The organism is Pseudomonas sp. (assembly GCF_041601375.1).
Taxonomy (GTDB): Bacteria; Pseudomonadota; Gammaproteobacteria; order Pseudomonadales; family Pseudomonadaceae; genus Aquipseudomonas.
On record NZ_JBFIIG010000001.1, the window covers coordinates 52,549 to 71,501 of the forward strand.

At 63.8% G+C, this 18,953-nt stretch carries 16 protein-coding genes; 4 read left to right on the top strand and 12 right to left on the bottom strand.

Annotated elements, in window-relative coordinates; all coding sequences use genetic code 11:
* Positions 1 to 238 precede the first annotated feature (238 nt).
* Positions 239 to 2,170 carry an ATP-binding cassette domain-containing protein gene (locus tag ABZE94_RS00265; RefSeq protein WP_372873535.1) on the bottom strand — a complete coding sequence of 644 codons (1,932 nt, stop codon included), beginning with the start codon at positions 2,168 to 2,170 and terminating at the stop codon, positions 239 to 241.
* Between the two features lie 320 nt (positions 2,171 to 2,490).
* Here ABZE94_RS00265 and ABZE94_RS00270 point away from each other — a divergent pair, with 320 nt between their 5' ends.
* The gene (locus tag ABZE94_RS00270) at positions 2,491 to 4,419 is read left to right on the top strand and encodes a transglycosylase SLT domain-containing protein (RefSeq protein WP_372873536.1); all 1,929 of its coding nucleotides are present in this window, start codon (positions 2,491 to 2,493) and stop codon (positions 4,417 to 4,419) included.
* A gap of 97 nt (positions 4,420 to 4,516) precedes the next feature.
* Here ABZE94_RS00270 and ABZE94_RS00275 read toward each other — a convergent pair whose 3' ends face one another.
* The gene (locus ABZE94_RS00275) at positions 4,517 to 5,320 is read right to left on the bottom strand and encodes an MOSC domain-containing protein (protein ID WP_372873537.1); all 804 of its coding nucleotides are present in this window, start codon (positions 5,318 to 5,320) and stop codon (positions 4,517 to 4,519) included.
* On the opposite strand from ABZE94_RS00275, the gene ABZE94_RS00280 reads away from it, so the two are divergent.
* Positions 5,319 to 5,804 carry a DUF1499 domain-containing protein gene (locus tag ABZE94_RS00280; RefSeq protein WP_372873538.1) on the top strand — a complete coding sequence of 162 codons (486 nt, stop codon included), beginning with the start codon at positions 5,319 to 5,321 and terminating at the stop codon, positions 5,802 to 5,804. The genes ABZE94_RS00275 and ABZE94_RS00280 overlap by 2 nt on opposite strands.
* Positions 5,805 to 5,908: 104 nt before the next feature.
* Here ABZE94_RS00280 and ABZE94_RS00285 read toward each other — a convergent pair whose 3' ends face one another.
* From ABZE94_RS00285 to ABZE94_RS00320, 8 genes are all read right to left on the bottom strand, one after another.
* A complete protein-coding gene (locus ABZE94_RS00285; protein WP_372873539.1) occupies positions 5,909 to 6,844 on the bottom strand; it encodes a chemotaxis protein CheV in 936 nt (311 codons plus the stop codon).
* Between the two features lie 130 nt (positions 6,845 to 6,974).
* Entirely contained in the window at positions 6,975 to 7,871 is an 897-nt protein-coding gene (yegS, locus tag ABZE94_RS00290; RefSeq protein WP_372873540.1) for a lipid kinase YegS, read from the bottom strand.
* A gap of 153 nt (positions 7,872 to 8,024) precedes the next feature.
* Positions 8,025 to 9,347: an ATP-binding protein gene (locus ABZE94_RS00295; protein ID WP_372873541.1), complete on the bottom strand. Its 1,323-nt coding sequence runs from the start codon at positions 9,345 to 9,347 to the stop codon at positions 8,025 to 8,027.
* Positions 9,348 to 9,375: 28 nt separating this feature from the next.
* Positions 9,376 to 9,993: a hypothetical protein gene (locus ABZE94_RS00300; RefSeq protein ID WP_372873542.1), complete on the bottom strand. Its 618-nt coding sequence runs from the start codon at positions 9,991 to 9,993 to the stop codon at positions 9,376 to 9,378.
* Complete coding sequence (locus ABZE94_RS00305) at positions 9,994 to 10,353, bottom strand: response regulator (RefSeq protein WP_372873543.1); 360 nt, start codon at positions 10,351 to 10,353, stop codon at positions 9,994 to 9,996.
* Between the two features lie 204 nt (positions 10,354 to 10,557).
* Positions 10,558 to 12,117: an FGGY-family carbohydrate kinase gene (locus tag ABZE94_RS00310; RefSeq protein ID WP_372873544.1), complete on the bottom strand. Its 1,560-nt coding sequence runs from the start codon at positions 12,115 to 12,117 to the stop codon at positions 10,558 to 10,560.
* A gap of 16 nt (positions 12,118 to 12,133) precedes the next feature.
* Positions 12,134 to 13,723, bottom strand: coding sequence for a glycerol-3-phosphate dehydrogenase/oxidase (locus ABZE94_RS00315; RefSeq protein ID WP_372873545.1), 1,590 nt, complete (start codon positions 13,721 to 13,723; stop codon positions 12,134 to 12,136).
* Positions 13,720 to 15,315: an FAD-binding oxidoreductase gene (locus ABZE94_RS00320; RefSeq protein ID WP_372873546.1), complete on the bottom strand. Its 1,596-nt coding sequence runs from the start codon at positions 15,313 to 15,315 to the stop codon at positions 13,720 to 13,722. Before ABZE94_RS00320 ends, ABZE94_RS00315 begins: the two co-directional genes overlap by 4 nt.
* A gap of 126 nt (positions 15,316 to 15,441) precedes the next feature.
* On the opposite strand from ABZE94_RS00320, the gene ABZE94_RS00325 reads away from it, so the two are divergent.
* A complete protein-coding gene (locus ABZE94_RS00325; protein ID WP_372873547.1) occupies positions 15,442 to 16,464 on the top strand; it encodes an AraC family transcriptional regulator in 1,023 nt (340 codons plus the stop codon).
* Between the two features lie 66 nt (positions 16,465 to 16,530).
* On the opposite strand, the gene glp is transcribed toward ABZE94_RS00325, so the two are convergent.
* Together glp and moaB are read right to left on the bottom strand one after the other, a co-directional pair.
* Positions 16,531 to 17,745 carry a gephyrin-like molybdotransferase Glp gene (gene glp / locus ABZE94_RS00330; RefSeq protein ID WP_372873548.1) on the bottom strand — a complete coding sequence of 405 codons (1,215 nt, stop codon included), beginning with the start codon at positions 17,743 to 17,745 and terminating at the stop codon, positions 16,531 to 16,533.
* A complete protein-coding gene (gene moaB / locus ABZE94_RS00335) occupies positions 17,742 to 18,281 on the bottom strand; it encodes a molybdenum cofactor biosynthesis protein B (protein WP_372873549.1) in 540 nt (179 codons plus the stop codon). Before moaB ends, glp begins: the two co-directional genes overlap by 4 nt.
* Before the next feature lie 68 nt (positions 18,282 to 18,349).
* Between moaB and mobA the strand changes: the two genes are divergently transcribed.
* The gene (mobA, locus tag ABZE94_RS00340) at positions 18,350 to 18,940 is read left to right on the top strand and encodes a molybdenum cofactor guanylyltransferase MobA (RefSeq protein WP_372873550.1); all 591 of its coding nucleotides are present in this window, start codon (positions 18,350 to 18,352) and stop codon (positions 18,938 to 18,940) included.
* Positions 18,941 to 18,953: the final 13 nt, after the last annotated feature.

Here is an 18,953-nt window from a genome sequence, read left to right on the forward strand (position 1 = left end):
TCTCCGCCAGACGGTTGAGGTTCTGTGTGGGAATAATCGGTACTGCGGCGCCGAGCTCAGAGGTTGTGAAAATACCGAGCGTCGTAGCGAGAGCGCGTCTCCTGGCGTTCGCGGCAAGCCGCGTTACGCGAAAAAGGGGCGTTTAGTGAGCTAAATGACCCTGTTATTCGCGTAACGCAACGCCAGCAGCGGGCATCAAGGGGCGGTCGCAGTAGGTGAGCGTTTTTTTCACAAGCTCTCAGCCTTCCAGTTCGGCCCAACGCTCCAGCAGCTTATCCAGTTCATGCTGCTGATGTTGCAAACGGGCCAGCACCTCGGCACTTTTTTCCGCGGACTGCTGGTAAAACGCCGGGGCACCGATCTGAGCCTCCAGCGCGGCTATTTCCACCTCCAGCGCATCGATCTGCGCGGGCAGCGCCTCAAGCTCGCGCTGCACCTTGTAGCTGAGCTTCTTCTTGGCCGCTGGCGCATTGGCCGCCGGCACACTGGCATCCGGCGCCGCCTCAGGCGCAGCTTCGACCACGGCGGACGCCAGTTCGGCCTTGCCGGCCTTGGTTTCGCCAACCCCGAGCAAGCGCGGCGAACCGCCCTGACGCAGCCAGTCCTGATAACCGCCTACGTATTCGCGAACCTTGCCCTCGCCTTCGAAGACCAGGGTGCTGGTCACCACGTTGTCGAGAAATGCCCGGTCGTGACTGACCATCAGCACGGTGCCCTTGAACGTCAACAGCACCTCTTCGAGCAACTCGAGGGTTTCCACGTCCAGGTCGTTGGTCGGTTCGTCCAGCACCAGCAGGTTGGCCGGCTTGCTGAACAGCTTGGCCAGCAACAGGCGCGCACGCTCGCCACCCGACAGCGCCTTGACCGGCGTGCGAGCACGTTGCGGACTGAACAGGAAGTCGCCCAGGTAGCTCAGCACATGGCGGTTTTGCCCATCGATCTCGATGAAGTCGCGGCCTTCGGCGACGTTGTCGATCACGGTCTTTTCCAGGTCGAGCTGATGACGCAACTGGTCGAAGTAGGCCACGTCGATGCGCGTACCTTCCTTGACGCTGCCGCTGCTCGGCTGCAGGCCACCGAGCATCAGCTTCAGCAAGGTGGTCTTGCCGGTACCGTTGGCGCCGAGCAGACCGATACGATCCTCGCGCTGCAGGACCATGGAGAAGTCCTTGACCAGGCATGGCCCGCCCGGATGGGCGAAGCTGACGTTATCCAGCACCATCACCTGTTTGCCGGATTTATCGGCGGTGTCCAGCTGGATATTGGCCTTACCAGTCCGCTCACGGCGCTCGCCGCGCTCGACCCGCAGGGCCTTCAAGGCCCGCACGCGCCCTTCGTTACGGGTACGCCGGGCCTTGATGCCCTGGCGAATCCACACTTCTTCCTGAGCCAGACGCTTGTCGAACAGCGCATTGGCCACTTCTTCGGCGGCCAGGGTGGCTTCCTTGTGCACCAGGAAGCTGGCGTAGTCGCCATTCCAGTCGATCAGACCGCCGCGATCCAGCTCGAGGATGCGCGTGGCCAGATTCTGCAGGAAGGAGCGGTCGTGGGTGATGAACAACACGGCGCCGTTGAAGCCCAGCAGCGCCTCTTCCAGCCAGGCGATGGCACCGATGTCCAGGTGGTTGGTCGGCTCGTCGAGCAACAGCAGATCCGGCTCGGAGACCAGCGCCTGGGCCAACAGCACCCGCCGCCGCCAGCCACCGGACAATTCGGCCAGGGTCTTGTCGGCCGGCAACTGCAAGCGACTCAAGGTGCTATCGACCAGTTGCTGCAGACGCCAACCATCACGGGCCTCGAGGTCATGCTGGACATGCATGAGCTTGTCCAGATCGGCTTCGGTGACGATGTTCTGGCTCAGGTGGTGATACTGCGCCAACAGTTCGCCGACACCATCCAGGCCCTGGGCAACCACATCGAAGACGGTCCGTTCGTCGGCGACCGGCAGCTCTTGCGGCAACTCGCCGATCTTCAACCCCGGCGCGCGCCAAACCGAGCCCTCATCGGGCTTCTGGTCGCCCTTGACCAGCTTCAACATGCTCGACTTGCCGGTGCCATTGCGGCCGATGATGCAGGCCCGCTCGCCACGGGCAATCTGCCAAGACACCTTGTCCAGCAGCGGCATGGCGCCGTAGGCCAGGGAAACATCGGTGAACTTAAGCAGGGTCATGGCACGCCTCGATAATACAGCGACTGATAAACAACAAGCAGGTAACGGCTGCGAAAGCGCAAGAAATGAACGACCATCTGCGCACTCCAGCCCTACTCTGCAACGGTTCATCACCGCAAAAAACTTGTCTGCCGACGCCCGCAGGCCCCGACAAAAACTGGGCGCGTATTCTAACCGAGATGGGCGCCGAGTTTGCGGGCAATTTTCATCGAGGTGCCAGTCGGCGGCGCCGCTTTCACCCGCCCCCGGCAAAAGACTAAGCTAGGTGTATCAAGCGCCGGTTCGGCGGCGCTTACTTATTTGCCTATCACGGAAGTGTCATGCGCGGTCGCCTGTTTCGCCTATTCTCCTGCTTAATCCTCTCTGCCGCGACAGCTGCAACGGCCCAAGCTGCCAGCCTGACCGAGCAGCGCCAGTACTATGACCAGGCCAAAGCCGCCTTGGCCAAAGGCGACAAAGGCCCTTACCAGCGCTATGCCAAGGTCCTGCGCGATTACCCGCTGGAACCTTACCTGGCGTATGAAGAACTGACCGCCCGACTCAAATGGGCCAGCAATGACGAGATCGAGAAATTTCTCGCCGAACATGGCGATCTGCCGCAAGCCAGCTGGATGAAACTGCGCTGGCTGCGCTGGCTGGCCGAGCGTGGCGAGTGGCAAACCTTCGTCAATCACTATGATCCTGCGCTGAATTTCACCGAACTGGATTGCCTGTACGGCCAATACCAACTGGGCAACGGTATGCTTGCCGAGGGCTTTGCCACCGCCGAGAAGCTCTGGCTGGTCGGCAAGTCGCAACCCAATGCCTGCGACCGCCTGTTCGAGCTATGGGCCGCCAAGGGCAAACTGACCGAAGAGATGCGCTGGAAGCGCACCAAGCTGGCAGCCGAAGCCCGCAACTATGGTCTGGCCAGCTACCTGATCAAGGGGCTGCCGACCCTGGGCATGCACGGCAAGCTGCTGCTGGAAGTGGCGCAGAAACCACAGATCCTCAGCCAAACCACTCGTTTCAGTCCCAACGATCAGGCCATGGCCGATGTCGTCGGGCTCGGCCTGCGCCGCCTGGCCCGGCAAGATCCGGAGAAGGCCCTCACGTTGCTGGAGGGCTATGCCCAGCGCATGAAGTTTTCCAGCGACGAAAAAGTCGCCATCGCCCGTGAAATCGGCCTGACCCTGGCAAAGCGCTTCGACGCTCGCGCACTCAAGGTGATGGCCCAGTACGACCCGCAACTACGCGACAACACCGTCAGCGAATGGCGGGCGCGCCTGCTGCTGCGCCTCGGCCGCTGGGACGAAGCGCACCGGCTGACCCGACAAATGCCTGACGAGCTGGGAAAGACCAACCGCTGGCGTTACTGGCAGGCGCGTAGCCTGCAGCTGGCCCAACCCAACAGCCAGGAACCGCAAGTGCTCTACCAGGGCCTGGCCAAGGAGCGCGACTTCTACGGCTTCATGGCCGCCGACCAGGTCAAGGCGCCCTACCAACTGAACAACACGCCGCTGCAACTTTCACCCAGAATCCTGCAGAAAGTGCGCAACGCCGCCGGCATTCGTCGCGCCATGGAATTCCACGAGCGCGGCCAGATCGTCGATGGCCGCCGCGAGTGGTATCACGTCAGCCGCCTGTTCAGTCGTGACGAATTGGTTGCCCAGGCCCGCCTGGCATATGACATGGAGTGGTACTTCCCGGCGATTCGCACCATCAGCCAGGCGCAGTACTGGGACGACCTGGACGTGCGTTTCCCCATGGCCCACCGCGAACCGCTGACCATCGAGTCGAAGAAACGCGGCCTGCACTCCAGCTGGGTATTCGCCATTACCCGCCAGGAAAGCGGCTTCATGGCCGATGCCAGGTCCCCGGTCGGCGCCATGGGCCTGATGCAGTTGATGCCGGCAACCGCCAAGGAGACCGCACGTAAATTCGGCATCCCCTTGAGCAACCCGAACAATACCCTGCTGCCGAATGTGAACATCCAACTCGGCGCCGCCTACCTGAGCCAGGTCTACGGGCAATTCAACGGCAACCGCGTGCTCGCCTCCGCCGCCTACAACGCCGGCCCCGGCCGTGTACGCCAGTGGTTGCGCGGCGCCGATCACCTGGCCTACGACGTCTGGATCGAGAACATCCCATTCGACGAAACCCGTCAGTATGTACAGAACGTGCTGTCTTATTCGGTGATCTACGGGCAGAAGCTCAACGCACCGCACCCACTGATCGCCTGGCACGAGCGTTATTTCGACGATCAGTAGGTGTAAGAGCTACAAGCTGCAGCGAGTCAGAGTAGGCGCTCAGGCATCCCATCACGCTTTTACTGACAGTTTGTAGTTTAAGGCTTATGACTGCCTGCTACTCCAACACCTCAACCGGCATGCCGATCTTCAGCTCACCAGCCCCCTGGTTGATCAGGTTCTGGCCGAAGTACAGCTCGCCATCACGGGCGCGGTAGGTCTTCAGCGTGGTCAGCGGTTCACGGTCGGCACTGCGCTCGCCGGTCAGCGGGTCCAGGGTCGTGAGGATGCAGCGCGTACAGCCCTTGGCCACGCGAAACTCGACGTCGCCGATACGGATCCGGCGCCAACTGTCTTCGGCGTAGGCGGCACCGCCCTCGACCACCAGGTTCGGCCGAAAACGCAGCATTTCCAACGGCCGACCGACCCGCGCCGACAAATCATCCAGCGAGGCCTGACCAATCAACAACAGGGGAAAACCGTCGGCGAAACCGACCTTCTGTTCCGTGCTGAGGTTACCCGCGATATACCGGGCACGCTCGGCGGGCACATGCACCAACCGGCAGGACTTGCCGATAAAGCGGCTCAACCACTCGGCCGCCTCATCGCCGGCGTCCGGCACATAGAGGCTGTCGCTCCAGATAAACACCCCGCGCAACGCTGCATCGGCAGCCGGCAAGGGCACCTCGAGCGCAGCAAAACCAGGCGCGCTCAGGGTCAGGCCTCCCGCGGCAGTAAGCCGCGCCAGCAATTGACTCATATGCGGCAGTGCCCGCTGGGTGAGAAAGCGCCCATTCTGTGCATCGACTACCATCCAGCGACGGTCACCGACCACGCCTAGGGCATCCAGCTGAATGTCAGTCCGCGGTTCGGCGATGGCGGACTTCAGTGGATAACGGTACAACCCGGAGAGACGTAACATGAGCCAGCTTCCCGTTCGGCAAAACGTCCTTATACGAGGAACCCGGCGCACTCACAAGCCTGCACTGGGTTTTGCCCTGACGGCCCTGCTGAGTGCCTGCAGCGGCAGTCCGCCCGACAACCTGGGCGTGCATGATGGGCACCTGACGCCCTGCCCGGAGTCGCCCAACTGCGTGAGCAGCCAGTCCCGTGACAAGGCGCATCGGATCGAACCGCTGCCGCTCAAGGGCAGCCCGAGCCAGACCCAGGCACTGCTGGTCAAGCTACTGGCCGACGAACCCCGCGTGCGCCTGATCGAGCAGGAGCCGAATTACTTACGCGCCGAATTCACCAGCCAGGTGCTGCGCTTCGTCGATGATGTTGAGTTTCTGATCGGCGAGCAGGTCGTCGACGTACGCTCGGCCTCACGCCTGGGTTACTCGGATCTGGGGGTCAACCGCCAGCGCATCGAGGATCTGCGCCAACGGCTCGGCGAGCAGCAGTAGGCCGGAACGCCGCCTGGACTGCGGCAATCCGCAAAACGTAGGGTCGCCGCAGCAAAAATGGCGGGCTGTCGCTTCGCTCCGAACGGAACGCCGCCCGAGCCGCCCTACGCGCCGGGTTCATCCAGCATCAAGCGTTCACGGATCACATCGACCAGTTTGTCCGGCTGGAACTTGGAGAGTAGGTTGTTGCAACCGACCTTCTTCACCATGGCCTCGTTGAAGCTGCCCGACAGCGAGGTATGCAGCACCACGTAGAGATCCTTCAGGCGCGGATCCTGACGGATTTCGGTGGTCAGGCGGTAGCCGTCCATCTCCGGCATTTCCGCGTCGGTGAACACCATCAACAGCTTGTCGGTCAGCACCTCGCCGGCATCAGCCCATTTCTTCAGCATGTTCAGGCCTTTCAGGCCATCGGTGGCCACATGCATCTTCAGGCCCAGCTGCGACAGGGTCTCGCGCAACTGGGCCAGGGCCACGCTGGAGTCGTCCACCAGCAGCACCTCACGCCCGCGCGCACGCTCCAGCAGCGGATCGGCCAGGCGGTCGCCGGAAATCTTGGCGTTGTAGGGCACGATCTCGGCCAACACCTTTTCCACGTCGATGATTTCCACCAACTGCTCTTCGACCTTGGTGATCGCCGTCAGGTAATGCTGACGCCCCGCGCCTCCGGGCGGCGGCAGAATGGATTCCCAGTTGAGGTTGAGAATGCGGTCGACGCCACCGACCAGGAAGGCCTGCACCGAGCGGTTGTACTCGGTGACGATGATGGTGCTGCGCTCATCCGGCACTATCGGGCGCATGCCGATGGCTTGCGACAGGTCGATGACCGGCAGGGTCTGACCGCGCAGACTGACCACTCCGCAAACGAAGCGATGGCGATGCGGCATCAGTGTCAGCTTGGGCATCTGCAGGACTTCCTGCACCTTGAACACATTGATCGCGAACAACTGCCGCCCAGCCAGGCGAAACATCAGGATTTCCAGGCGGTTCTCACCCACCAGTTGGGTGCGTTGATCCACCGAGTCGAGAATGCCAGCCATTGCGCGCTCCAAATTGTTTTGATCGAATCCAGTTACAGCAAGGGTATCGGCCAGGAGCGACAGTGCTGAAGCCGACCAGGCGCCATCTTGCACGAGCCGGCGTAACGGTACCAGCCAAGTGCTATCTGCATCACTCGCGCAACAGCGGCGAATCCACCGGCAAATGTACCCGCAATGCATGATCCCGCGCGGAAAAACGCAGTCGTCGGCTTTCCAGCGGTTCGCCATCCAGATTCACATCCAGGCCTTCCGGTGCCTCGATCTCTATCCAGGGCAAGCGTGCGCTGAGTGCGACGCTTTGCAAGCCGTTGATCCCGCCGGATAACAAGGTGCCCAAGGTGCCGACCACGTCCTCCGCGGCCGGCACTATGCAGACATCCAGCAGGCCGTCATTAACGCGCGCATGCGGACAAAGTAGGTGCCCCCCGCCGGCCTGTCGCCCATTGCCAATGCCCATGGCAATGAACTCGCCCTCCCAGAGGAAGTCCGGCCCGCTGAAGCGGCCAAAGGCCGAGCGCACCTCGGCAAAGCGGGTCAGACCGGTGAGAAAGTAGGCCGCGCCGCCGAGCAGGCGCTTGAGGTCTTCGGAGGTGTTGGCGGTGACATGGGAGCCGAAGCCGCCCGTGGCCATATTGAGAAAAAGCCGACCATCGACCTCTCCCAGGTCGATCGGCTGCGCCGGCGTATCCAGCAACGCCAGGGCCTCGAGCGGAGTCAATGGCAGCCCCGCGGCATTGGCGAAGTCGTTGGCGGTACCGAGCGGCAACAGCACCAGGCTGGCCTCGGTTTGCGCCAGCGCCATCGCTTCGGCCACCTCGCGCAACAGGCCGTCACCACCTCCGGCGATCAGGGTCGGATAGCCGGCCTGCAGCGCCTCGTTGACCAGCCGACGGGCGTCACCCGCCTCCCAGGTGACCCGCACGTCCAGCCGCCAGCCATCCTCACGACGCGCCGCCACCGCGGCGCGTACCTCTTCATTGCCGGCTTGCTTGCCATGCAGGATCAACAATGCCTTGCGTTCGCTCATAACCTGCGCCTTGCACCTAATCGGATCAAGACCTTATAGACAACGAAAAACCTGCACAGGTGCAGTAGCTCTCTGACACTTTGAAAATATCGCGTGCATTAGCGACACGGCCGTAGCAGGCGATAGTCTTTTCACAACTCACCCAGAGCAGCATCATTCGCCCGGCTCCGGATCGACCTGCAGCGGCTGGCAGAGTGGCAGCCAGACGGTGAACGCGGCGCCCTTGCCAAGTTCGCTCTCGACCTCCAGGCGACCATGGTGTTTGGTCACGATGCTGTAAGACACCGACAGGCCAAGACCGGTGCCTTGCCCGACCGGCTTGGTGGTGAAGAACGGATCGAACAAGCGGGTCAGATTCTCCGGTGCAATACCACTGCCACTGTCGCGCACCCGCACGAACACCCAATCATCCTGGGCGCCGGTTTCCAGCCAGATAGTGCCCTGCCCCTCGATGGCATGGGCGGCATTGATGATCAGGTTCATGAACACCTGATTGAGCTGCGAGCCAAGGCATTGCACGGGCTGCAATTCGCCGTAGTTCTTGACCACTTCGGCCTTGAACTTGATCTCGTTCCAGATCACGTTGAGCGTGCTGTCGAGGCCCTTGTGCAAATCGGCCTCCTGCCAGTCGCCCGAGTCGATATGGGAGAAATCGCGCAGGTCCTGGACGATCTGCTTGACCCGCTCCAGGCCCTGGCGCGACTCACGCACTAGATCGGCCATGTCGCCGCGCAGAAAATCGTAATCCAGCGCCTGATTGGCCTGCTCCAGTTGCGCGCGCAAGGTCGCATCCTGGTGTTCGGCTGCCAGCGCCTGGTAGCTCTCGATCAGGCGAAACAGGTCACCGACATAACGCTCCAGACTGCTGAAGTTGGAATAGACGTAACCCACCGGGTTGTTGATCTCGTGGGCAACGCCGGCGGCCAGTTGGCCGATCGCCGCCATTTTCTCCGACTGCAGCAGTTGCGCCTGGGTATCCTCGAGCTTGCAAATCAGGCGTGCCTGCTCGCTCTGTTCCGCACGCAGCAGTTGATTGAGCTGCTCCAGCTGCAGGTGCTGGGCCGCGGTTTCGGTGGCATCGGAGATGGTCAGGCAGACATATTTGACGGTACCCGTGGCTTCCACCATCGGCGAGAAAGTGCAATTCTGGTACATCATTTCGGTCGAGCCGGTGATCGGCCGGCTGCCGGAGAAACTGAACAGGTGCGGACGTTGCTGCCAGGAGGTGAACGCCAGATTGTGCAAGGCGAACACCCCGTCGACTTTCTTCTGCACCCACAGCTGTGGCAATTCCGGAAACAGATCGAACAGCGGCCGCCCCCTGACCTCATCGCTGTCCTTGCCACTGTGGATCGCCATGAAATCGTTCCAGAATGCCACCCGATACTGGCTATCGAGCAACACTACGCCGAGGTTGATGCTCTGCAGCACCGCCACCAACTCTGCGGGCAATACTTCTCCTGGTGCAGACGTCATCTTGCATCCTTAATTCCGATGATCCGAGCTAGATATCACTCAGCAACTGATCGATCACTTCGATTACGGTGACCACCGTATCTTCGGTGATGCACACCAGCAGATCACAATAGAAGCTGTGGGTCGCCACTTCGAAATGGATCTCCAGCACCAGCGCCTGATGACCACGCAACTCCTCGGCGCCGAGCACCTCCTGCAGCGAACGCCCACGCGATAGCAGCGAGGGCGAACCGTAATTCACCTTGATATCGACCTGCTGCGCCAGACCATTGATACAGGCACCGGTAAGGATATTGGTGACATCCAGCATCAGCTCATCCTGGATGCTGTGTTTTTCCACGCCTTCATAGCCCATCAAGTCGGCCAATTGATCGGCACCATTCTCGCCGAAGCAGACCATCACCTCGCCGCGCAGGCGACCGAGAAAAGATTGACGAGTGATGATGGCCGGCTGACTGGCGATCATCAGCTGACTCAGCAGGCCGGTGTTGGTCACGTCCACGGCATGGATGCGGGGGACTGACAGGGTGACGAAGGTTTCGGTCAAGCGGGCCAGGCGGTCAGCCCCCAGGCCCATGGCCACGTTCATCAGTTCCTGCAAGGCATCGCGCTGTTCTTCACTAAGGTTTGCCAGTTGGCTGCTCATCTAGATCAGCCCTACTTCATGCAACGCCGCCTGCATGGCCTCGGGAGTAATCGGTTTTTTGACGAAGGCCGCCGCTCCCAGATCGCGCACCCGCTGCTGGGCTTGAGGCTGGATATCCGCGCTGATGACGATGACCACGGCATTGGCATCTTCGCGCTTGAGTTGCTCCAGGGTACGAAAACCGTCCATCACCGGCATGGTCAGATCGAGAAAGATCACCTCGGCATGGCCCGCATGGAATGCCGCCAATGCTTCCTCACCGTTGGTGGCCTGGGTCACGACCGCCTGCAAATCCGCCGGCAGGGCTTTCAGTACCAGTTTTCGTGACATGGCCGAATCATCGACTATCAGTATTTTCAAGCGAGCGTTCCCCTGCTTCTTCTTATGATTCTTATGGCTTCGCGTGCGACGCGTGACAGCCGACAGGCTACAATCCGACGACAGGAGCACCCTATCACGGTTGCTCCTTCAACCTTAGCCGAGCCCCTGATTTTTTACCATGCAGGACGCTCGGCATGCCAACCACGGCGGCCATGCGAGCCACGCGCATCGAAGCTAACGGATTTACGCCGGGTAGCCGGTGATCGCGCGAATGCGCAGATACAACGGCTTGAGCTGCTTGTACATACGCAAGTAGACCTCGCGATACAGCTGCTGGTAGATACGTTGCGCCGCCGGGTTGGGCTGGAACACCTGGCCGACCCGGGTCATGGCCGCGATGGCGCTGGGGAAATCCGGGTGCAGGCCGAGGCCCACTGCACAATCGATGGCCGCCCCCAGGCCGGAGGTTTCGTAGACATGCGGGCGCTCGGCCGGCAGGCCGAAGATATCGGCGGTCAACTGCATGGCCGCATCGCTCTGCGAGCCACCACCGGAGACGCGCAGGCGGGTAATCTTCGTCCCCGAGCGCTTCTCGATCCGCTCCTTGCCCTGGCGCAGGGCATAGGCCAGGCCTTCGAGAATGGCGCGATAAATATGCGCACGGGTGTGCACATCGCCAAAGCCGATGATCGAGCCCTTGGCCTCCAGCCCTGGTTCACGAATACCCGGTGACCAGTAGGGTTGCAGCATCAGGCCCATGCAGCCAGCTGGCACGGCGTTGACCAGTTCGTCGAACAGCGCCTCGGGCTCGACACCCAACTCCTTGGCCCGTTGCATTTCGCGCTGGCCGAACTGCTGCTTGAACCAGCTGACCATCCAGAAGCCGCGGTAGATCATCACCTCGGTATTGAAGTGCGCGGGCAGCGCCGCGGGGTATGGCGGGATCAACCGGATGGTTTCCAGGTAGCTGCGCCGGGTCGTGTTGATGGTCGCGGTGGTGCCATAGGACAGGCAGGCAATATGCGGCTCCAGCACACCCGCGCCGAGCACTTCACAGGCCTTGTCGGCGCCGGCGGCGATCAATGGCAGACCTTCGGGAATTCCGGTATGGCGACTGGCCGCGGCGCTGATGCTGCCGAGCCGTTCGCCCGGCGTGTAGAGCTCCGGCAACTGCTCGCGGCGCACCGCTATGGCCTGCCATTTCCAGTCGCGCGGCGCGGCCCATTGCAGGCGCTTGTAGTCGAACGGCAGGTAGCCGACACAGCAGGCCAGCGAATCGACGAAGCGCCCGCACAGGCGATGGCTGAGGAACCCGGAGAGCAGCAGGACTTTATCGGTTTGCGCGCAGATCTCCGGCTGGTTCTGCGCGACCCAGTTGACCTCGGCCTGGGCGCGAAAATGATCGACCGCCGATTGCGCGCCGATCAGCTTGAACAACCAGCCCCAGGGCCCCTTGATCCTTTCGCGCACCTCGGCCTGACGCTGATCGAGCCAGAGGATCGCCGGGCGTAGCGGCTGGCCCAACGCATCGACATGGATCAGCGTGCCGCGCTGGGTGGTCAGCGCCACGCCCTTGATCAGGCTTCGGTCGATATCCACCGCCGCCCACAGCCGCTGGCAGGCCTCGCCGAGGCTGGTCCAGTAATACTCCGGATCCTGCTCGGCCCAACCAGGCTGAGTGGAGTAGTAGGCCTCGAGCTCCACCTTGCCCTTGCCGAGCAGGTTGCCCTGCAGGTCGAACAACAGCGCACGCACGCTCTGGGTGCCGTTATCGATGGCCAGCAGGTAGCTTTTTTCGCTCAAGGCAGGGTCCTTATAGTTAGTCGAACTCGCGTAGGCTGTAATAGCACCGCCAGAGTTCAAGGTAGTCACGCTCTTCGCTGTCCCAGCGCTCATCGTCCCAGCCCAGACGCGCCTGGCACAGCGCACGGATGCGCGGCAGCTCGGCCCGCGCGCCGCCCGTCAGGAGCAAACCAAGTCGGGTGCGACGCAGCAGCAGATCGTCCAGGTGCAGCACCAGCTCGTTCTGCGCCGCCCAGGCCAGTTCCACCCAGAGCGTGTCGCTGCCGGCTACCCGCTCGCTGCCCACCTCATCGAGCAACGCCAGCAACTCAGGCAGCTCGCGGCCATGGCGGCCGGCCAGACGTCGTTGCTGGGCAGGGCTCAGGCTCGGCATGGGCGCTGGCGTGCAAGGCTGGAAGGTCGCCGCGCCCTGGTCGTCCAGTGCCCGGCCGAGCATCTCGGCGCAGGCCCGCAGCACTTCCAGGGCCAGCAGGCGGAAGGTGGTCAGCTTGCCGCCGGCCAGGGTCACGCAACCGGGCTCGCTCCACAGCGCATGCTCGCGCGTCTCGTCCGAGGGTTTACGTCCTGCGGCGCCGTCGCTGACCACCGGCCGCACCCCGGCCCAGGTCGACAGCACATCGCTGGCCGTGATTGCCGCAGCGGGAAACTGCTGGGCGCAGGCGGCCAGCAGATACTGCACCTCATCGCTGCTGATCCGCGCCTCCTGATCCAGTGACTCCCGGTGATCGAGATCGGTGGTGCCGACCACAGTCGCGCCTTCCCAGGGGAAGACGAACACCGGACGCCGGTCCGCGCCGTGCATGAAGCTAAAGGCATGCGCCACCGGCAGACGCCAGGCCGGCAGCAGCAGATGGCTGCCACGCAACGGCCGCACATGCTCGCTGCCGGGCGTTACGCGTAACCGATCCGTCCAGGCCCCGGTGGCCTGGGCCACGACCCGGCTGCGAAAGGTGAAACGCCGACCGCTTTCACGATCCTCGCCGAGCAGACCGACCACTCGACCGTTGTCGCGCAGCAACTCGACAACCTTGACCCCGTTGAGCGCCTCGCCACCGTCGCCACGGGCCTCACCCAGCACGCGCATGACCAGCCGGGCGTCATCGGTCACCGCATCGAAGAAGCGCGTGCCGCCGAGCAGGCCGTCTTGCTTGAGGCCCGGCGCCAGATAGCGCAGCGCCTGCAGCGGGTAGTACAGATGATTGCGCTTGCCAGCCAGGGCGTCGTACAGCGCCAGCAGTCCGCCGAACACTTTCGGTCCAGGAAACTGTCCCTGGTAATGCGCCATCACGAAACTCAGCGGCTCGACCAGGCCGGGAGCTTCCTGCAACAGGCGCTGGCGCTCGCGCACCGAGTCGCGGGTCAGGCCGAGCTGGCCCTTGGCGATATAGCGCAGGCCGCCATGGACCATCTTCGACGAGCGACTGGAGGTGCCCCAGGCGAAATCGCGCTGCTCCAGCAGCAGGCAGGTCCAGCCGCGCCGCGCCGCCTCGCGCAGGATTCCGGCGCCGCTGATGCCGCCACCGATGACGATCAGGTCCCAGCCGCGCGCGGCCAGTTCGGGCAACGCGCTCTCGCGCCAGGCGGCGTTCCAGGTAGGCGTACTCATGGCTCGAGCAGCACGCCGGGAGCCAGGCGCTGCTGCGGGTCAAAGTGCGCGGACAAGGCCTTGAGCGCCGCCATGCCCAGCTCGCCCTTCTCCACAGCCAGATAGGGCGCGTGGTCGCGACCGACGCCATGCTGGTGACTGATGGTGCCGCCGTTGTCGACGATGGTCTGGCTGGCGGCGTGCTTGAGCTTTTGCCAGCGCGCCATGGCCTGCTCGTAGCTGTTACCGGGGCGGAATACGTAGGTGGTGTAAATGCTCGATCCCTCGCCGTAAACGTGGGACAGATGGGTGAACACATGCACCTGCTCGCCCTCTTCACTCAAGCCATTGCGCAGGCTGGCCTCGACCTTGTTCAGCAGGCTGTCGACATTGCTCCAGTCGGTGGCGGTCTCCAAGGTGTCCACAGCATAGCCGGCACTCCACAGGCCATGGCGCAGGTAGGGGAAGCGAAAGCGGTTCTCCGCCCACTTCTTGCCTAGCAGGGTGCCGCTGAACACGCCGCCGAAGCGCTTGAGCAATGTCTTCGCCTGTCGCAACGAGGCGGCGTTCTGCACCCGGCTGCCGGTGACGCCGAAGGTCAGCATGCACTTGCCGTCGCGGGCGCCGCGCAGGGCCAGGTATTTTTCCAGCCAGGCGATCTGTTGCGGATGACCGGCCAGCGCCAGCTGGGTCCTGGTTTCGCTGGCATTGGACAGGCGCAGCATGGACAGCGGCACGCGTGCCTGGGCCAGGTTGCGGATACCGGCCGCTGCCTGCTGCCAGGTGGGCAAGAACACCGCGTAGAAGTGCTCCTGCTCGGCCAGGCGACTGATGCGCACCTTGACCTCGGAAATGATGCCGAAGCGCCCTTCCGAGCCCAGCAGCACCTCACGCAGGTCGGGACCGGCGGCCGACGCCGGGAAGCTTGGAAGCTCCAGGGTGCCGGCGAAGGTCTCGACCTTGCCGCCGGCGAACAGCTGTTCGATCCGCCCGTACCGCAGCGACTGCTGGCCACTGGAACGGCTGGCCACCCAGCCGCCGAGAGTCGACAGTTCCCAGGACTGGGGGAAGTGACCGAGGGTGTAGCCACGGGCGCGCAGCTGACTTTCCACCTGCGGGCCATTGGCGCCGGGACCGAAGGTGGCGATCAGGCTGTCCTCATCGATCTCGATCAGCTTGCCCATGCGTTCCAGCGACAGGGTCAGCACCGGCCTTTGACTAACTTGCGGGTTGATATGCCCGGCCACCGAAGTGCCGCCACCGTAGGCAATCACGATCGAATCGTGCTGGCTGGCCCAGGCCAGCAACTGGCGAATCTGCGCGGCGCTTTCCGGGTAGGCGACGCCATCGGGGAACACACCGAACTCGCCGGAGCGCATCGCCAGCCAGTCCGCCAGGCTCTGGCCACGGGCGTGGCGCACCCGCTCCTCGGCATCCTGGCTGATCAGCGGGTGGGCCGGCAAACGCGAGGCCGGCACCTTGGCCAAGACCTGCTCCAGGCTGGCATCCGCCAACACCTGGCCCGGGCCGATCAGGTCGGCGAGAAAGACCTCGCCATGGCTCGGCAATTCCACCACTGTTGCCTCATCGCCCCAGCCGTTCCAACGTCGCATCTGCCTCTCCCATTGGATATTTCGGTCGCCATCATTGGCTGCCTATACTAGCCAGCCGCAGCGCGGCGTCACTGTCGGATCGGGACAGGCGCTGTCGCCAATCAAGCCATTGCGAATAAGACTCTTATGCAGAATCTCGGCTACACCTCGGTTCCCGCCCTGCTCAAGTACCTGCGCCACGCCGAACAGCTGGGCCTGGATATCGCCCAGGCGCTGGCGACTTCGGGCGTAGAGGCCGACGATCTCGCGGACAACGGCAAGCGCATTGCCGGTGCAGTCCACCAACGTCTGCTCCAGCACCTGATCGAGGTCTCCGGCGACCCGCTGTTCGGCCTGCATTGTGCGCGTTTCGTGCAGCCGGGTTCCTGGAGTGTGCTCGGCTACATCGCCATGAATTGCGCCACCCTCGGCGAGGCCATGAACCGGATCGTGCCCTATGAAAAACTGGTGGGCGATATGGGCGTCAGCCGGATCGAGGCGAGCGCCGATCACGTCAAGTTGATCTGGAGCTGCCGCCACGAGAGCGCGCCGATCCGCCGGCATATGGTCGAGGAGGTACTGGCGTCCTGGCTGCTCTATGCCCGCTGGATCGCCGACATGCAGCATTCACCGCAGGAGGTCTGGTTCGAGCACGCCTTGCCCGAGGGCGTGGACAGCGCCGAGTACAGCGCGGTATTCGGCTGCCCGGTGCGCTTCGAGCAGCCCTGCAGCGCCCTGCTCGTCCCGCTGGACTACCTCGGCATGCCGCTACGCCAGGCCGACGCCAACCTGCTGCGCACCCTGGAAGAACATGCCCTGGCCGTGATGGCCGGCCTGGATGACGACGAAGCGCTGCCGCAGCGGGTCAAGAACGCCCTGCGCCTGCAGCTCAAGGACGGCCTGCCGCGCAAGGAACGGGTGGCGGAACAATTCGACATGACGCTGCGCACCCTGCAGCGTCATCTGCAGCAGGCCGGCACCAGCTATCAGCAGATCCTTGACCAACTGCGCCAGGAGCTGGCCGCGCACTACCTGCTGCACAGCGAGCTGGCGATCCAGGACATCGCCAGTTGCCTGGGCTTCACCGAGTCGCGCTCCTTCCACCGCAGTTTCAAGGGCTGGACCGGCCAGACCCCGGGGCAGTTCCGCGAGAACCAGCGCCAGGCGTAGAACCCGTAGGGCGGGTGGAACCCGCCGAATCGGATACGGGTGACCGCGCTGCGGGTTGCGGCCGCCCTACCCGAGGATTTCGCTCAGCGGGATAAAGCGCAGGCTGTCGCCCTCGGCCAAGGTCGTGCCTTCCAGCACCTCGGCCAGCCCCTCGGCCCAGGCGGCACTGCGCAATACGCCGGAACTCTGGTTGGGGTGCAGCACCACCCGGCCATTTTCCAGACGCGCGCGCAGGTACTCGCGGCGCTTGCCCGGCTTGCTCCAGGTGAAACCGGCCGGCATCGCGAAACCCAGCGGTTCGACCCGCTGCACACCCATGCGCCGCAGCAGATAGGGCCGCGCCAGCAGACCGAAGGTCACCAGGGTCGAGCCTGGATTGCCCGGCAGGCCGATCACCGGCACGCCACGGAACTGCCCGCAGGTCAGCGGCTTGCCCGGCTTGATCGCCAGCTTCCACAGCGCCAGCTCGCCCTCTTCGCGCAGCGCCACACCGAGAAAATCCGCCTCGCCCACCGACACCCCGCCGGTGGACAGGATCAGGTCGACATCGCTTAGCGCCGCCAAGGCCGCCCGGGTCAGTTCCAGGTCGTCGGCGAGGATCCCGCCATCCACCACCGCGCAGCCGAGGCGCTGCAGCCAGGCCATCAGCAGACGGCGATTGCTGTTGTAGATCTGTCCCGGCCCCAGCGGCAGGCCCGGCTCGACCAGCTCGTCGCCGGTGGACAGCACCGCCACCCGCAGACGTCGACGCACGCTCAGCTTGGCGATCCCCAGCGAGGCCGCCAGGCCCAGTTCGATCGGACCCAGGCGCGTTCCCGCCGGCAACAGGTGGTCGCCGACACGGGTTTCCTGGCCCTGCTGGCGGACGTTCTGCGCGAGCCGCAGCGGCTCGCTGAAACGCACCCGGCCATCCGCTTCGACCACGACGTTTTCCTGCATTTCCACCGTATCGGCGCCGGCCGGCAGCGGCGCGCCAGTGAAGATCCGCGCGCAACTGCCGGGTTGCAGCGGCGACGGCGCGCTGCCGGCCTGGATGCGCTGGCTGACCGTCAACGGCTCGCCCGTCCAATCGGCCAGGCACAGGGCGTAACCGTCCATCGCGCTATTGGCCCAGGGCGGCAAGTCCAGCCCGGCAATCAGCGGCTCGGCCAGCACCCGGCCGTCGGCATCGGCCAGGGCAACCTGTTCGTGCTCACCGATCGGCATCGTCTCGGCCAGGGCCAGCAGACGCTGCAGCGCGGCCTCGACCGGCAGCAGGCCGGATTGCTCGCCGCCGCTCATCCGCGGCTCTCGCAGGCGGCCGCCTGCTTCAGGTGAGCGACGAAGTTGCAGGGGCCATGGCGAGCATCCAGCTGCTCGCCGAGAATGCCATCCCAGGCAGTGCGACAGGCGTTGGTCGAACCCGGCAGGCAGCACACCAGGGTGCCGTTGGCCAGGCCGGCCAGTGCGCGCGACTGGATGGTCGAGGTGCCGATATCGGCCACGGAAATCTGCCGGAACAGCTCGCCGAAACCGTCGACCTGCTTGTCCAGCAGACAGGCCACGGCTTCGGGGGTGCTGTCGCGGCCGGTGAAGCCGGTGCCGCCGGTGATCAGCACCACCTGCACCTGATCCTCGGCGATCCAGGTCGCGACCTGGGCGCGGATCTTGTACAAATCGTCCTTGAGCAACACCCGCGCCGCCAGGGCATGCCCAGCCGCCTGCAGACGGTCGACGAACAGCTGACCGGAGGTGTCGGTTGCCTGAGTACGCGTATCGCTGACAGTCAGCACGGCAATATTCAACGGCACGAACTGTGCCTCGGCCTTGTGGTTCATGACAGGCTTCCAGTTGTCTGAGAGAGTGCGCGATGTTATATCACAGGCCCACCCCTGGAGGCTCTACCATGCCCGCTCCCCCTGTTCTGCCGAGTTGTTCCGTACTGCTGTTGTGCGGCGGACGCGGACAACGCATGGGCGGCCGCGACAAGGGCTTGATCGAGTGGCGGGGCCGCCCGCTGGTCGCCTGGCTGCATGACCTGGTGCGACCGCTCAGCGACGACCTGATCATCTCCTGCAACCGCAACGGCGAACGCTACAGGGCCTTTGCCGACCGCCTGATCAGCGACGACGACGAGCACTTCCAGGGCCCGCTGGCCGGCATCCGCGCGGGCCTGCAGGCGGCCCGTCACGACTATTTGCTGGTGCTGCCGTGCGATACGCCCCTGCTCGACCGCGCCTTGCTCGAGGCGTTACTGGGCAAGGCCGGCAGCCGACCGGTCATGCTGCGTCAAGGAGACTTCTGGGAGCCCTTGTTCAGCCTGATTCCCAAAGCCCTGGACAGCACACTCGAAGAGGCATGGCTGGCCGGTGAACGCAGCCCGCAACGCTGGCTATGCCGGCATGATCCCGTTGCAGTCGATTGCCTACCCAACGACCCACGCCTGGCCAACCTGAACACCCCGGAACTGCTCGCGCAGGTTGCGAATAAGCGCTGAGCACTGAACTTGG

Excerpts from the sequence above, each read along its gene's own strand:
- ABZE94_RS00265 (WP_372873535.1), bottom strand. The coding sequence starts at position 2,170 with ATGACCCTGCTTAAGTTCACCGATGTTTCCCTGGCCTACGGCGCCATG.
- ABZE94_RS00270 (WP_372873536.1), top strand. The coding sequence starts at position 2,491 with ATGCGCGGTCGCCTGTTTCGCCTATTCTCCTGCTTAATCCTCTCTGCC.
- ABZE94_RS00280 (WP_372873538.1), top strand. The coding sequence starts at position 5,319 with ATGAGCCAGCTTCCCGTTCGGCAAAACGTCCTTATACGAGGAACCCGG.
- ABZE94_RS00275 (WP_372873537.1), bottom strand. The coding sequence starts at position 5,320 with ATGTTACGTCTCTCCGGGTTGTACCGTTATCCACTGAAGTCCGCCATC.
- ABZE94_RS00285 (WP_372873539.1), bottom strand. The coding sequence starts at position 6,844 with ATGGCTGGCATTCTCGACTCGGTGGATCAACGCACCCAACTGGTGGGT.
- yegS (WP_372873540.1), bottom strand. The coding sequence starts at position 7,871 with ATGAGCGAACGCAAGGCATTGTTGATCCTGCATGGCAAGCAAGCCGGC.
- ABZE94_RS00295 (WP_372873541.1), bottom strand. The coding sequence starts at position 9,347 with ATGACGTCTGCACCAGGAGAAGTATTGCCCGCAGAGTTGGTGGCGGTG.
- ABZE94_RS00300 (WP_372873542.1), bottom strand. The coding sequence starts at position 9,993 with ATGAGCAGCCAACTGGCAAACCTTAGTGAAGAACAGCGCGATGCCTTG.
- ABZE94_RS00315 (WP_372873545.1), bottom strand. The coding sequence starts at position 13,723 with ATGAGTACGCCTACCTGGAACGCCGCCTGGCGCGAGAGCGCGTTGCCC.
- ABZE94_RS00320 (WP_372873546.1), bottom strand. The coding sequence starts at position 15,315 with ATGCGACGTTGGAACGGCTGGGGCGATGAGGCAACAGTGGTGGAATTG.
- ABZE94_RS00325 (WP_372873547.1), top strand. The coding sequence starts at position 15,442 with ATGCAGAATCTCGGCTACACCTCGGTTCCCGCCCTGCTCAAGTACCTG.
- glp (WP_372873548.1), bottom strand. The coding sequence starts at position 17,745 with ATGAGCGGCGGCGAGCAATCCGGCCTGCTGCCGGTCGAGGCCGCGCTG.
- moaB (WP_372873549.1), bottom strand. The coding sequence starts at position 18,281 with ATGAACCACAAGGCCGAGGCACAGTTCGTGCCGTTGAATATTGCCGTG.
- mobA (WP_372873550.1), top strand. The coding sequence starts at position 18,350 with ATGCCCGCTCCCCCTGTTCTGCCGAGTTGTTCCGTACTGCTGTTGTGC.